13 protein-coding genes and 1 other RNA gene are annotated in these 12,637 nt (G+C 55.0%); 2 read left to right on the top strand and 12 right to left on the bottom strand.

Annotated elements, in window-relative coordinates; genetic code table 11:
• Nucleotides 1-649 precede the first annotated feature (649 nt).
• Nucleotides 650-734, bottom strand: an RNA gene (gene ffs / locus BN1127_RS21810) — signal recognition particle sRNA small type.
• A gap of 271 nt (nt 735-1,005) precedes the next feature.
• Between ffs and BN1127_RS21815 the strand changes: the two genes are divergently transcribed.
• Nucleotides 1,006-1,188, top strand: a complete 183-nt coding sequence (locus tag BN1127_RS21815) for a hypothetical protein (protein ID WP_082030157.1) — start codon at nt 1,006-1,008, stop codon at nt 1,186-1,188.
• A gap of 278 nt (nt 1,189-1,466) precedes the next feature.
• Here BN1127_RS21815 and BN1127_RS18010 read toward each other — a convergent pair whose 3' ends face one another.
• The 6 genes from BN1127_RS18010 to radC form a co-directional block, all read right to left on the bottom strand.
• On the bottom strand, nt 1,467-2,210 hold the full coding sequence (locus tag BN1127_RS18010; RefSeq protein ID WP_042650353.1) for a hypothetical protein: 744 nt from the start codon (nt 2,208-2,210) through the stop codon (nt 1,467-1,469).
• A gap of 26 nt (nt 2,211-2,236) precedes the next feature.
• Nucleotides 2,237-2,788 (bottom strand): recombinase family protein, encoded by a 552-nt coding sequence (locus BN1127_RS18015; RefSeq protein ID WP_042650354.1) that lies wholly within the window; start codon nt 2,786-2,788, stop codon nt 2,237-2,239.
• Nucleotides 2,789-3,017: 229 nt separating this feature from the next.
• Entirely contained in the window at nt 3,018-3,155 is a 138-nt protein-coding gene (locus tag BN1127_RS22505; protein WP_180345022.1) for a hypothetical protein, read from the bottom strand.
• Nucleotides 3,152-3,292, bottom strand: coding sequence for a hypothetical protein (locus BN1127_RS22510; RefSeq protein ID WP_180345021.1), 141 nt, complete (start codon nt 3,290-3,292; stop codon nt 3,152-3,154). Before BN1127_RS22510 ends, BN1127_RS22505 begins: the two co-directional genes overlap by 4 nt.
• A 5-nt stretch (nt 3,293-3,297) precedes the next feature.
• The gene (locus tag BN1127_RS18020; protein ID WP_042650355.1) at nt 3,298-3,666 is read right to left on the bottom strand and encodes a DUF2787 family protein; all 369 of its coding nucleotides are present in this window, start codon (nt 3,664-3,666) and stop codon (nt 3,298-3,300) included.
• Nucleotides 3,663-4,130 carry a RadC family protein gene (gene radC / locus BN1127_RS18025; RefSeq protein ID WP_042650356.1) on the bottom strand — a complete coding sequence of 156 codons (468 nt, stop codon included), beginning with the start codon at nt 4,128-4,130 and terminating at the stop codon, nt 3,663-3,665. The genes BN1127_RS18020 and radC overlap by 4 nt, the downstream gene beginning before the upstream one ends.
• A 260-nt stretch (nt 4,131-4,390) precedes the next feature.
• Between radC and BN1127_RS18030 the strand changes: the two genes are divergently transcribed.
• Entirely contained in the window at nt 4,391-4,768 is a 378-nt protein-coding gene (locus BN1127_RS18030) for a hypothetical protein (protein WP_042650357.1), read from the top strand.
• 264 nt (nt 4,769-5,032) lie between these two features.
• On the opposite strand, the gene BN1127_RS18035 is transcribed toward BN1127_RS18030, so the two are convergent.
• From BN1127_RS18035 to BN1127_RS18055, 5 genes are read right to left on the bottom strand one after another with little or no spacing between them, the layout of a single operon-like run.
• Nucleotides 5,033-8,215 (bottom strand): type I restriction endonuclease subunit R, encoded by a 3,183-nt coding sequence (locus tag BN1127_RS18035; protein ID WP_082030158.1) that lies wholly within the window; start codon nt 8,213-8,215, stop codon nt 5,033-5,035.
• On the bottom strand, nt 8,212-8,601 hold the full coding sequence (locus BN1127_RS18040) for an HI0074 family nucleotidyltransferase substrate-binding subunit (protein WP_042650358.1): 390 nt from the start codon (nt 8,599-8,601) through the stop codon (nt 8,212-8,214). The genes BN1127_RS18035 and BN1127_RS18040 overlap by 4 nt, the downstream gene beginning before the upstream one ends.
• A gap of 9 nt (nt 8,602-8,610) precedes the next feature.
• Nucleotides 8,611-8,919, bottom strand: a complete 309-nt coding sequence (locus BN1127_RS18045) for a nucleotidyltransferase family protein (protein WP_042650359.1) — start codon at nt 8,917-8,919, stop codon at nt 8,611-8,613.
• Nucleotides 8,916-10,271 (bottom strand): restriction endonuclease subunit S, encoded by a 1,356-nt coding sequence (locus tag BN1127_RS21825; RefSeq protein WP_197069662.1) that lies wholly within the window; start codon nt 10,269-10,271, stop codon nt 8,916-8,918. The genes BN1127_RS18045 and BN1127_RS21825 overlap by 4 nt, the downstream gene beginning before the upstream one ends.
• Nucleotides 10,268-12,229 (bottom strand): type I restriction-modification system subunit M, encoded by a 1,962-nt coding sequence (locus tag BN1127_RS18055; RefSeq protein WP_042650361.1) that lies wholly within the window; start codon nt 12,227-12,229, stop codon nt 10,268-10,270. Before BN1127_RS18055 ends, BN1127_RS21825 begins: the two co-directional genes overlap by 4 nt.
• Nucleotides 12,230-12,637: the final 408 nt, after the last annotated feature.

Consider the following 12,637-nt stretch of genomic DNA (forward strand, 5'->3'; position numbering starts at 1 on the left):
ATAACGCCTTAAATGGCGAAGAAACGGTCTAAATAGGCTGATTCAAGGCATTTACGGGAGAAAAAATCGGCTCAAACATGAAGAAATGAAATGACTGAGTCAGCCGAGAAGAATTTCCCCGCTTATTCGCACCTTCCCTAGCGACTTGATGAAGTAGCCGATGTAGTTCTTCTGATTGCTGAGTTCTTTGGGGGCCCACGAGAGCGCCTTCTCTTTCAGATAACGCTCACTGAGTTCTGAGAGTGCAGGGGATGAAATGGCAGAAGGAGTCGCAGAGACTGCCTTAGGGACAGGGTTGGCCGCTGAGGGTGTCTGTTGCGATAGCTGCTGCTGAGGCTCCGGCGAGGAGCTTGATTGAAGTTCTGGCTGGGCAGCCACAGGCTTTACCCGAGAGCGCGCGCAGGCAAGCAACTGGACCACCTTGCTTCGTGCGACCAGCTTGTCCCGAGTACGGAGAGATTTTTGATGTCTTTGCGGCGACCACAGGGGAGCACTGTCACCTTGCGGTAGTACCAGATACCTTGCGGAGAGAGCCAGAGATTCACTATGAAGACTCCTGATTCATCCACACAAAGTGGATTACCAAGAGGTCTGAAGGGGGTTGTTAGTCGTAACTTATTGATTTTCAGAAACAGGTGGTGGCCCCACCAGCCACATCCCGGCACTCGAGTCCCCCGCCTTGGCTGCTACCTTCCGGTCCTGACCAGGTTGACGAGTTATCAATGCGAGCCCAAATAAATCAGGCACTTGGGGATGGAACTGATTGCCATCACAGTGTTCTGAAACCTCAACAAGCGAGAATCCGCCGCAAGTACGGTCATCCACATCAAGTGGACATGCTTAAATGGGTAACAAACAGGGCAATCCTACCCGCCCTCCCCCGTACACTGCAAGCACCTCATTAAAGACCCCATCCCCTCCCACAGCAGCTCAACAATCAACCCAATGTTGAGCAAAATGACATCCAATGATAACTTTGGGTCTCACTTAAACCCGAGGTGACATATGGCTACGAACACAGGCAAAGGCTATCGACAAGGTTCCGTCAACGACCGTACCCAGGTAAAAAATCCGGTGACTGGAAACTGGGTGAAACGGGACGCTGAAACTGGCCGCTTTATCGACCAGAAACAAGATGGAGAGCCCTTCAAAGGGGTAGCCAAAGAAACTGACAACCGCCGTAAGTGAGATCGCCGATGACCGACCAGTGTTCTTGTGGCCAGCCACTCAATCATTCTGTTGTGTTCCATCAAAACGGGCAGAAACTCAAAAGCTGCCCAAACTGTTCAGAACAGGCTGGCGTTCATGTGTTCTATCGAGCAGGAGAGTTTGGATTCAGGCGGATGGCTGGCGTAACCAGGATACAATCATGGTGCCGTGGTTGCCGAGCAAAACACCGCTACCGACTTGATGCCTTGCATACCTGCTAAAGAAAAGGAGCTCTGATATGAGCTCCTTGAAGTCTACTAGGCCAGAATCGCCACTGCTGGAAACAGCAGAAGCAAATGAAATAGCAACAGGATCGGGGTCGGATAACCCTGCACCTTCCCCAGCTCGTCTTTTACCCCCTCTGATAACGCATCGCTATTACGGTAGCAAGGCAGTACGAAGAGCATGGCAAAACCGAGATAGACCATACCGGCACCTATCTGGCCCACAGTTTCATACTGTGACATCGCTAAATCAATCAAGGGGTTCCCAGCCATGCCATCACGTTTAAAGCGGATAAACCATCCGAACATGATGCCTGCTGTTGTCATACCAACCGACGCCAGGGCAATGACTCGCAGCTTACTCTGAGCCATCCCTATCGCCCTCAGCCGCTTTTCGAGGCAGATGAAGCTGATCAGGGCCCAGTGGAATGACCAAAAGGCCGCGACCAACAGCATGATCGGCAAGCCTGGGAAGCGATTTGACCGAAAACCTGCCATTCCCAACCCAAAGTAGAACACGATGACTACCACAGCAGTTAACCATATCCCCCACAAGTGAGCCTTCAACATTCCAGAGAGGTAGGCGTTGTAACTGCATATGCCCCCCCGCTGGTAGGGATTATTGTTGACCTCACTCGAATCTAGCTCAGGGTCTCTACGCAGCGACTGCTTCAGCCACAGACGATAACGGGCCCATTTGCTCGCCATCTGTGTCGAAAACGTCTCCCGCTGCTCGAAGAACCGGCCGGACTCTTGTTTCGTCTTCTCTTGTTCCATGTCGTTATCCTTGTTGTCAAAACCACTCATTCGCCAGACAGTCCACGCAAGATCCGCTGCACGCTGGAGAGGCTGATCCCCGTCCGACGTGCGATTTCGGCCTTGGCAAGTCCTCTTGCTGCCAGCGCCTGCACCTCATCCCCCTTCGCCATGGCTGTCGGCTTGCGGCCCTTGTAGACCCCACGCCGCCTAGCCAGCTCAATCCCTTCTGCCTGACGCTCCAGCATCAGCTCCCGCTCAAACGTGGCGATGGCACCGATCATGGTTAACATCAGTTTTCCGGTAGGTGTCGAGGTATCGATACCCAGATTCAAAATCCTCAGAGCAACCCGCTTAGCGTGCAGGTACTCCGAGATCTCCAACAGGTGGCGAGTGTTGCGAGCCAAGCGATCCAGCTTGGTCACCATCACCACGTCTCCCTCACGAACAAAATCCAGCATCAACGAGAGCTGCGGGCGATCATCCTTGGCCCCGCTCACCTTCTCCTGAAATATCTTGCTGCACTCTGCCAGTGCCTGAAGCTGGGCATCCAGGCTCTGCCCCACAGTGCTGACACGTGCATATCCCACCAGTGCCATGGTCTCCTCCTGGTCAATAGGGCAAGGTACACTGACGCGACCAGTCAAAAGGTCCAAAGGAACCCATGTGACCGGCAAAAAGTACTGCTTTCGCTCGCGTCACATGGCCTTGGTCTATTGACCGATAGAAATGAAAACGGGCCGTTCTGTGATGAAGGCCCGTTGCGGTGTTCAGCCAGTTGACCTGGCTGGGTTTGCAGGTGACCAGCTCAGGCTGGCCGGGGGGATCTCAATGACGCGTAACAGGCATCCGTAAGACTTTGGCCAGCTCCTCAGCGTGAGCCTTATCGCGAGCCAGCAGGCGGATCACCAGCGTTCCCCCTGCAATGGCAACCAGTGTCACCGAGGTCAGGATCATCTTGTTCATGGGTATTCCTCTTCGTTCATGTTGTAGAAGTGTGGCGGCATGTAGCGGGCCATCATCGCGTTGACGATGACAGACGCGAACGCCGTCAGGGCTGCCTTCAAGGCATCCAGCAGCAGGGCTTTCGTGAAGTCGTTCATGGTGATTACTCAGGGGTGATGTCCAGTCGGTAGACCTCCATCCGGTGATAGGCGAGAAAGTTCCTCTCCCACAATCGGTAGAGGTCCATGGTGGTGGCCAACGGCCGTTCTCCACACCAGAGCTGGGAGGCCAGTCCGGCGTTGAAGTCGAAGTCAAGATCCTTGACCAGCTCACCGCCGATGTAGGTGAACTCGGTGACATAGGCCATCCCCCAGTTGCCCGTCTGCTTCTCCAGACGGATTTCGACCGGACGGTAACCGCCAGTGTCAGCGGAGTAATCGGGACTGCGGAAGTTGAGGGTCAGGGCAGTGGCATCGGGGTAGCTGCCGATGATCTTGGTGAACAAAGCCTGTAGCGGTTTGGATGGGGTCATAGCAACCCCCTGTCGGCAAACGAGACGATGTCGTGCTGTCCCACCACAAAGTGGTCGAGCACTCGCACGTCTACCACCTCAAGCAGATCCTTGAGACGAACTGTGACAGCCTTGTCAGCATCCGAGGGGTCCACCATACCGGAGGGGTGGTTGTGGGCCAGAATGACCGCGGCGGCGTTTCTGTTGAGGGCCGCCTTGACCACCTCACGGGGGTGAACGGTGCCCGCATTGATGGTGCCGAAGAACAACTCCTGGTAATCGAGCAGTCGGTGTTGATTGTCGAGCAGCATGACGGCGAACACTTCCCGCTCGTACTCCCCCATCTTGAGCCGAAGGAAGTCTGCTGCCGCTTTGGGTTGAGTGAAGGCATGGCCCAGATGCCGCTGTCGGCTCTCCAGGATGGCCAATGCCTGATTGATGATGTGATCGCCCAGTCCAGGGTGATCATCGTAGTGATGTGTCATAACAGTAACCTCGCGTCGTTTGGGTACACGAGTTACTTATGCCAGGAGGTCTGGCTGTTATTGAATCCGCACGAGGCTGGTATAAGGGGGATAGGGGCCCAACGTCACCTCTGGCCCCCCTTAAAAAATTATTAGCTGGATTTCGTAGATTTTCCGATTGCGACGCGATATGTTATCCACAACCCCACTGCGAGCCCGTAACAAGCTGGGGATAACTAAATGGACGAACACAGCAAGAGTCTGCTTTTTAAGGAAAAAACATGTCATCAACTCATTTTTCACCGGCGCTGCCTGGTGAGTACGGATACATCATTGTAGAACCAAATGACAACGGAGAAACGACCGTGCAGCGTTATCCGTTGCTCGGGTACGCCATCAAGATCACAGAAGGTGGGCCAGAGGATCTAAAGATACAGACACTGCCAGTCTGTACTACCGGTGAGAGCTTCACCCCAAACTTCATCCAGCGCCATGATGGCACCTTCAGTCGAGCTGATGGTGATCATCTCTGCGACTCCCTGTCAGAAATGATGAATCTTTTTGGTTTCGAACCTGATGACCCGCAGTGGTTGCCCCCCACGAATGTTAAGGAGCTGTCCGAATACGTCTGGCGGCCCTTGCGGAATCCGCAAGACTAACATCTGCTGATTTTGGATCGGGCCCTTTTCCCCGCAACCAAGAGGAAAGGGCCCATTTCTATGCTGAAATCTGCCGAAATTTCTGCATTTTATAGAACTTTTTCTGTATGAGACTTCGTAGAAAAAGTTCTTAAATCTGCCAAAATTTCAGCAGATCGGCAGACCTCCTCGACCTAGCCTAGGATGGTGTTCCCACTTCCTTTGCTCGGTCTCGTTGCCGGGTGAAGGAGCACGTCAGCCTTGACATGCTTCTCCAGCAAACGCCTACTGGCTCTGTGTCCGTAATGACTGATGGCCAGCCAACCCCTCGAGCAACAAGTCCAGCAGCATATTTTGCAATGCCCTGGCCTTATCGGGGTGAGAGAGGTACGTCAGCGACATGCCCTGCTGGGTTTCCATTCGTCCGATGACGGCTTCATCCACTGCATTCGGGAAATCGCCATGCAGAATCGATTCCCGTGGGTTATTGCGGACCTGTTCCATCAGGGGGCCGTTTTCACTCAGCTTGGTCACCATCCCCTGCACCCAGTCGAGCTTGTCCCCATCAGTCACTTCCAGGCCAAACAGATCGTTCATCCGAGCCAGCAGCTCGGAGAGGAAATCCTTCTTTTCCTCTTTCGGCTTGGCACTGCCAAGGGATGCGATACCCTCCAGCCCATAACCGGCAGCATTCTCTTTGAGTTGCAGATCCTGGGTCCGCTTGGCCTTGAGGTGGTAGTGGCTCAGCATCACCGAGGAAAGGTCTACTTGCTCTTCATCCAACACCTCTTCCCGCAGCAGGGGCAGCAGGTGGCGTGCAAAGACACACAGCCGCTCCATGTCGTAATCGTCGAAGGGGGTGATCTGGGAGACAAACTCGTAGAACCGCACATAACCGTTGAGGTTCTTCTTGAACAGCTCCAGCACCGAACGGGCTTCCCCGGCCTCCTTGAGGCGTCGTTCGGCATTAACCTGGTCGCTACCTGAACCACCCTGTTCCATCAGCCACTTGAGCTGGGTCCGGCACTCCCGAATAGCCTCGATGGCAAGCCGGTAACGCTTGGCGAAGCGATCTCTGGCCGGAACGGCGTGCCGCAAGAAGGCATCGGCACCCCGTTTGGGGTCGAAGTAGGCATCGGTAAAGGCCACCACCTCGGGCCAGGTGAAGATCCCTTCGCCCTTGAGCTTGTGAAACAGGTCGTAGATCAGGTTGGGATCCGACACTGAGTCCAGCGTGGCGGTTTCGTAATACTTCTGGAACTCTTCCAGTACATCCTGCGGGTCGTTCACGAAGTCGAGTACATAGGTACTCTCCTTGCCCGGATAGGTGCGATTGAGCCGCGAGAGGGTCTGGATGCAGTCCACCCCGGTTAAGCGTTTGTCCACATACATGGCACACAGCTTGGGCTGATCGAACCCAGTCTGGAACTTGTTGGCCACCAGCATCACCTGATAGTCAGCCGTATCGAACGCCTTACGCATGTCCCGCCCTTTCAGCTCCGGATTCATGTTCCGCTCGTTCCACGTCAGCCCCTCGTCCTCGATGTCGCCCGAGAAAGCCACCATGGCCCGGATCGCCGGATAGCCCTGCTCTTTGACGTACTTGTCGAACGCCAGCTTGTAGCGGACCGCCTCCATCCGGCTGCTGGTTACCACCATCGCCTTGGCTTGGCCCGCCAGGAGCGGGGCGACGTGCTGGCGGAAGTGCTCGACAATTACCTGCACCTTCTGGCCAATGTTGTGCGGGTGCAGCCGCACCCACTGGGAGAGCTTGCGTTTGGCCTTCTTGCTGTCGACCTCCGCGTCCGCAGCCTCACTGTCCATCGCCAGCTTGTAGGCCAGCTTGTAGTTGGTGTAGTTACGCAGCACGTCGAGGATGAACCCCTCCTCGATCGCCTGGCGCATGGTGTAGACATGGAATGGCTCGGGTTTGTTCTCATCCGAAATGGGCAAATGGGGCTTGGGCGGGCGACCGAACAGCTCCAGCGTCTTGGCCTTCGGGGTAGCAGTGAAGGCGAAGTAGCTGATGTTCTGACTGCCGCCACGGGCAGCCAAGGTCAGGTTCATCACATCCTCGGCCGAGAGCTCTTCCTCATCATTCAACTGCTCGGCCATCAACACCTCACGCAGCTGACGGGCAGTCTTGCCGGTCTGGCTGGAATGAGCCTCGTCGGCCACCACCGCAAAGCGGCTGGCCTTCAGGCTGGAGCTCTCTTGAATGGCCTTGAGCACATGGGGGAAGGTCTGAATGGTGACGATAATGATGGGAGTGCCGCTGGTCAGTGCCTCGGCCAACTGAGCAGATTTGCTGCCATCCCCCTCTTCCCGATTAATGCGGGAGATCACCCCGGATGCGTGATCGAACTGAGCGATGGTCTCCTGCAACTGGCTATCGAGCACAGTCCGGTCGGTGACGACAATGACGGAATTGAAAAGCTTATCCCCGTCACACCGCAGCGACGCAAGCTGATGGGTCAACCAGGCGATAGAGTTCGACTTGCCAGAGCCCGCCGAGTGCTGGATGAGGTACTTCTGGCCGCTCCCTTCTTGGCTCAGCGTCGCCAGCAGCGTCTCAACCACTTTCCACTGGTGATAGCGGGGGAAAATCATCGTCTCTTTCTTCTTGAGACGGCCCAGTGCGTCCTCTTCGTGCTTCACCTGCAGATGCAGATAGCGACCCAGAATATTGAGGAAGGTCTCGGGCGCGAAAATCTCCTGCCATAGGTACTCGCTGGCATAGCCTGTCTCAGGCTGATCGTTCCCGGCCCCGCCCTTGGCGGTGCCACGGTTGAACGGCAAGAAGAAGGTATCTGCTCCGGCCAGCCGCGTGGTCATCGCCACCTCAAACTGATTGACGGCAAAGTGCACCAGCGCCCCGCGACGGAAAGCCAGCAGCGGCTCACGCTTGCCCGCCGTCACCAGTGGGCGGTCGAAGCGGTACTGCTGCTTGGCGTTCTCCAGGCTCTGTTTGAAGCAAGACTTGAGCTCCAGCGTTGCCACCGGTATGCCGTTGAGAAACAGAGTGAGATCGAGTCGGCCCTCATAGCCGTGAGGGCTGTAGACCAGCTCTGGCACCACCCGCAGCCGGTTCTTGGCATAACGCTCGACGAGCTCTGGGTTAAGGTCATGGTCAGGCTTGAAAGTAGCCACTGCCAGCCGGTGCCCTCGGTCCTCTACCTGATGACGGAGTAACCACAAGGTGCCCCGCTCATCGCTCTCAAGGGATCGAGCAACGGCGTTGAGCAGATGACGCTCTGGCTCCTCACCGTAGGTCTTGCAGTATTTCTGCCACCCCTCTGGCTGGCTCTCCTGCACATAGGCGATCACATCTTCGGGGTAGAGGGCTCTCTCTTTGTCATAGTGGGCGGACTCCCCCACCAGCCAACCGGAGGCGGCCAATTGCTCGATGATATGGTCCTGAAATGCCTTCTCCCGAGCCCTATTTTCCAAACTGAGGTCCAGGCTCATGGCTGATCCTCTCGGGCCAGCAGTACCTGATAAAGCGACTGCATCGCCGCCAGATGCCCCGGCAGACGGCTATAGATCTCGACCGCAAGAGCTTCCTTGTAGGTATGCGAGGTCAGGTTGCGATCTTTGAGCATCGACAACCAGACCGTCTCATCGGCCAGCCAGTGGGCCGCATAGGCTTGGCTCATGCACTCACGGGGGGTATTGGCCTCAATCCCTTCCGCCGCCAGCGCCTTTTTCAGGGTCTTCCAGGTCAGTTCGATACAGAACTCGAAGCGTTGGATGCTGGCATCGACCACCAGCGGTTGGCTCGCGTCATAGCTCAGGGATTCGGCGAGGCGTTTGAGGGCGTTGCCAAGGGCAACCAGATTCAGATCCAGACTCATAACACATCCTTAAGGCGTCATTCGACGGTAGAGCGGCACCCTGTCACACAGGATGGCCTGATACAGCGGGCTCTGGGGCGACTCCTCATCGAGTCGCACACAATCGATAGGGAGCAGGGTATCGGCCTCATCGATGATCGCCAACACCTGCTGCCATTGCGCCTCGCAGGCACCGGGGCACTCGATGGCGAGATCGATATCGGAACGCTCACGGTGATCGCCACGGGCCCGTGAACCAAACAGCCAGATCGCCTCGACAAACGGTAAGGCTGCCAGTTGGCTGACAAAGTCGTAGCACGCCAGCCCCGTTAGCGTCATGCGGCCACCTCTTCGGCAGGCGGCGTCCAACCACGCAGATCGATCTTGCCGGTCACTGCGGCGGAAATCAGGGCGGTGCGGCGTTCTTGCATCAAACTGATAGCTTGGAAGGCTTTTGATTCAAGTTCTGAATAATGAGCCAACGTCGTTTCAAGATATCCACTAATTGCATCTTGTTCATATAAACTTGGGAAAACCCCAAATACTTTAAGTAGATTTTGAATTGAAAGACGTCTTAAAGCAGCCCCTTTAACAAAGCTCTCTACTTGCTCCTTTGTAGCACAACTTTGAAGCAAGAAATTAAGGAAAGATGGACGAACCACACTTCGATTTGGTCGTATTATTATCAGCGAAGACGCAACCACAAACGAGATACCATCGGGAGTAACTGCTGTTTGCCCAATTGTTCCATCCTTGCTAAATAAAATATCCCCTGCAAATGGCTGACAACCAGACTTTACTAGATGCTGATAGCTTTCAGATGAAGTCAGCAACGCTCGTTCGAATTCAATTACTCCATCTTTAATATCTTTTATTGAAACAAATAATTCTTGCCCCCCCTCTGTTTCAGGTGAAGTATGGGCACCATCCGTAATATCATCACACTTATACTTTATTAAACATACATCCCAATGCTCCGGCACTTGGCCGAGCCACTCAATGCCGGAGTTTTTCATGGGGGCATTGGGGTTGAGGCCCTTGGTGACGGCGTGGGAGATCACCGCCTGCCGCTTTTCTTTAAGCAGTTCGATCAGCCGCTGCTGCTGGGCAATCAGCCGATCAATCCGGGCAGTTTCGTAGTCGAGGAAGGCCACTATGTTGGAAAGTTCCTCGCCTTGAGGCAAGGCAAATATTGTCTTCTTTATATCCTCAAGTGAGAGGTGCTTAACTGTTGTGTAATAAGTTAAGTCGTTTACCACTTTGAGACTAAAGGGAAGCGTATAGAATAACAATGTCGTTAATTCATCCGAGTAAGTTCGAACACATGCGACTCGTTGATTTAGAGCTGCTTTGCCCCCTTTCCATCGAGCAACATTGAACTCACCATCCATCCCAATCAGCACATCATTATTTTCAACAATAGCTTCTTGCGGTACATCACCGTCAAAATAAACTGCCGTAAGCTCAGTGTTAATATCACGAATTCTTATCAATGGTACACCAACGTCAGGACTAAATCTCTGAGAATCAAAAGGATATCCCCCAAAGACAACGGCAACATCTTTAACCCGAGAAAGTACCCAATGCTCTGGCACATCCCCCAACCACTCCACTCCGGAATCCTTATATTCAGGATAGGGTTGATATTTTCCTGTCAGCCCTTGCTGAGCAGCAGCAACAACTTCACTCATGAATGGACCTCCGCCAGCAGTTGCATGATCTCCTTGGCGACCGCATCGAGATCGGCATCGATAGCTGCCAAGTCGCGGGGCGGCTGGTACTGGTAGAAGTGGCGGTTAAAGGGGATCTCGTAGCCCACGATGCCCACCTGACCATCGAGTGGATCGGTCTTGCTGGTGTCGATCCAGGCATCCGGCACATGGGGCAGTACCTCGCGCTTGAGATAGTCATGGATATCCTCCCCCAGCGGCACATTTTCGTTATCCCGCAGATCCGCATTAGCCTCCTGCTCGCCCTTGGTTTTACACACTTCGGCGGCGTCGTCCTGCTCACCCAGATGGCTCACCAACAGCTTAAAGGCCGGGGCTGGCAGCTTGACCTCCCCCAGCAACTTGGTCAGCTGCTTTTTGAATTTGTCGCGAGAGAGCAACTTGGCCTCAGCGAACTGGCCCAAGGCAGTCAGGATGGCAGACTGCAGGGTGCCATCAAGCTTGACCCATCCCTTGTCGGCGGTGAGACTGGCGAGCCGCTCGGCATCCTGTGGGTAGAACGCCAGTTTCAGCGGCCGCTCCACTGTGATACGGCGATAACCGAAGGCGGTGGTGGGGAAGATCTTGGCGATCGGGCTCGCCTCGAAACGGCTGGCGAGACGCACTACTTCCTCGATGGCCTCGTCGCTCAATTGCTTACGCTTGGAGCCCAACGACTTACGCATTGGGCTGTGCATGTCGCTGGCGTTGATCAGCAGCACCTTGCCCTTACGCTCGGTCGGTTTGTGGTTCGACAGCACCCAGATATAGGTGGCGATACCGGTGTTGTAGAACATGTCGGTGGGCAGGGCCACCAGGGTATCGAGCAGGTCGTGCTCGAGGATGTAGCGGCGGATCTCGCTCTCGCCGCTACCTGCCCCACCGGTAAAGAGCGGGGAGCCGTTGAGGATGATGCCGATACGAGCACCCTCCGGCTTCATCTTGGCGATAAGATGTTGCAGGAACAAGAGTGAGCCGTCAGAGACACGGGGCAGACCCGCCCCGAAGCGGCCGCTGTGGCCCTTTAGCAGGTGTTCGTCCCTTACTTGCTTCTCGACCTTCTTCCAGTCCACCCCGAATGGTGGGTTGGAGAGGCAGTAGTCGAACTTCTCCTGCGGTAACTGATCATCGGAGAGGGTGTTGCCGAGCTTGATGTTGCTGATATCCTGCCCCTTGATCAGCATGTCGGCCTTGCAGATGGCAAACGACTCGGGGTTGAGCTCTTGCCCAAAGGTGGCAAGTCGTGCCGCCGGGTTCAGCTCGTGCAGATACTCCATGCCGCAGGAGAGGAAGCCGCCGGTGCCAGCGGTGGGATCATAGATGGTTCGCACCACGCCCGCGGTGGTCAGAGCCTCGTCATCGGCCGCAAACACCAGCGAGGTGGTGAGCCTCACGATATCACGGGGGGTGAAGTGCTCACCGGCGGTCTCGTTAGAGCTTTCGGCAAACTTGCGGATCAGCTCCTCGAACACCAGACCCATGTGGTAGTTATCGACGGTCTCGGGGGAGAGATCGACGTTGGCGAAGTTGCGAACCACCTTGTAGAGGAGATCGGCATCTTCCAGCAGATCGATGCTGGCGGCGAAGTTGAAGTGCTCGAACACCTCGAATGCCTCACGGGAAAAGCCCCGCACATAGGCATCCAGGTTGTCACCAATCTGCTTCTCGCCAAGGTTGTCGAGGGTGAGCTTAGCGGTGTTGTAGAAGCTCTGCCCGGCGGCATTGAGCAGCAGCTTATGGCGGGCCAGCTCGGGCATGGCCTTGGTGCTCTCGGCGGTGGCCAACACTTTTTCACGGGTAGGGGCCAGCACGCACTCAAGACGACGCAGGACGGTGAAGGGCAGGATGATGCGGCCATACTGGGACTGTTTGAAATCACCTCGCAGGAGGTCAGCCACCGACCAGATAAGGTTGGCAAGGGATGAGATATTGGTAGTCATGGAAACCCCGTGGGACGCTCGAAATAGCGTGATCCTATCACAGCATCTGGCCTCCAGTCGTGGCCTCGGTGCTGGCTGTGAAAATCTGCCGTTTTTGATTTTCCCGTTTGGCCCGCCAACAAGGGCAAAGGGGCCAATTAGGGTGCTCAATCTGCCGAAATTTCAGCATTTTATAGAACTTTTTCTGTATGAGACTTCGTAGAAAAAGTTCTTAAATCTGCCAAAATTTCAGCAGTTCGGCAGACCTCATATCCCACCTGTTTGGCTGGGCCGGATGGAGGCTATCGACTTAGCAAGGGATGTCACTACATCACCTGTTGTCAATCATTAGAATATTTCATGAATAGCCGTTTTTGCGTTGTTCACAACGAAAACTCGAAATGGGACCTTGGGGAGGAAAAAAGAGGG

Origin of the sequence: Aeromonas media (assembly GCF_000819985.1) — a bacterium.
Lineage (GTDB): Bacteria > Pseudomonadota > Gammaproteobacteria > Enterobacterales > Aeromonadaceae > Aeromonas > Aeromonas media.

What these genes read in the sequence shown, in the direction of transcription:
- BN1127_RS21815 (WP_082030157.1), top strand. Translation starts at nt 1,006, where the DNA reads ATGGCTACGAACACAGGCAAAGGCTATCGACAAGGTTCCGTCAACGAC.
- BN1127_RS18010 (WP_042650353.1), bottom strand. Translation starts at nt 2,210, where the DNA reads ATGGAACAAGAGAAGACGAAACAAGAGTCCGGCCGGTTCTTCGAGCAG.
- BN1127_RS18015 (WP_042650354.1), bottom strand. Translation starts at nt 2,788, where the DNA reads ATGGCACTGGTGGGATATGCACGTGTCAGCACTGTGGGGCAGAGCCTG.
- BN1127_RS22505 (WP_180345022.1), bottom strand. Translation starts at nt 3,155, where the DNA reads ATGAACAAGATGATCCTGACCTCGGTGACACTGGTTGCCATTGCAGGG.
- BN1127_RS22510 (WP_180345021.1), bottom strand. Translation starts at nt 3,292, where the DNA reads ATGAACGACTTCACGAAAGCCCTGCTGCTGGATGCCTTGAAGGCAGCC.
- BN1127_RS18020 (WP_042650355.1), bottom strand. Translation starts at nt 3,666, where the DNA reads ATGACCCCATCCAAACCGCTACAGGCTTTGTTCACCAAGATCATCGGC.
- radC (WP_042650356.1), bottom strand. Translation starts at nt 4,130, where the DNA reads ATGACACATCACTACGATGATCACCCTGGACTGGGCGATCACATCATC.
- BN1127_RS18030 (WP_042650357.1), top strand. Translation starts at nt 4,391, where the DNA reads ATGTCATCAACTCATTTTTCACCGGCGCTGCCTGGTGAGTACGGATAC.
- BN1127_RS18035 (WP_082030158.1), bottom strand. Translation starts at nt 8,215, where the DNA reads ATGAGCCTGGACCTCAGTTTGGAAAATAGGGCTCGGGAGAAGGCATTT.
- BN1127_RS18040 (WP_042650358.1), bottom strand. Translation starts at nt 8,601, where the DNA reads ATGAGTCTGGATCTGAATCTGGTTGCCCTTGGCAACGCCCTCAAACGC.
- BN1127_RS18045 (WP_042650359.1), bottom strand. Translation starts at nt 8,919, where the DNA reads ATGACGCTAACGGGGCTGGCGTGCTACGACTTTGTCAGCCAACTGGCA.
- BN1127_RS21825 (WP_197069662.1), bottom strand. Translation starts at nt 10,271, where the DNA reads ATGAGTGAAGTTGTTGCTGCTGCTCAGCAAGGGCTGACAGGAAAATAT.
- BN1127_RS18055 (WP_042650361.1), bottom strand. Translation starts at nt 12,229, where the DNA reads ATGACTACCAATATCTCATCCCTTGCCAACCTTATCTGGTCGGTGGCT.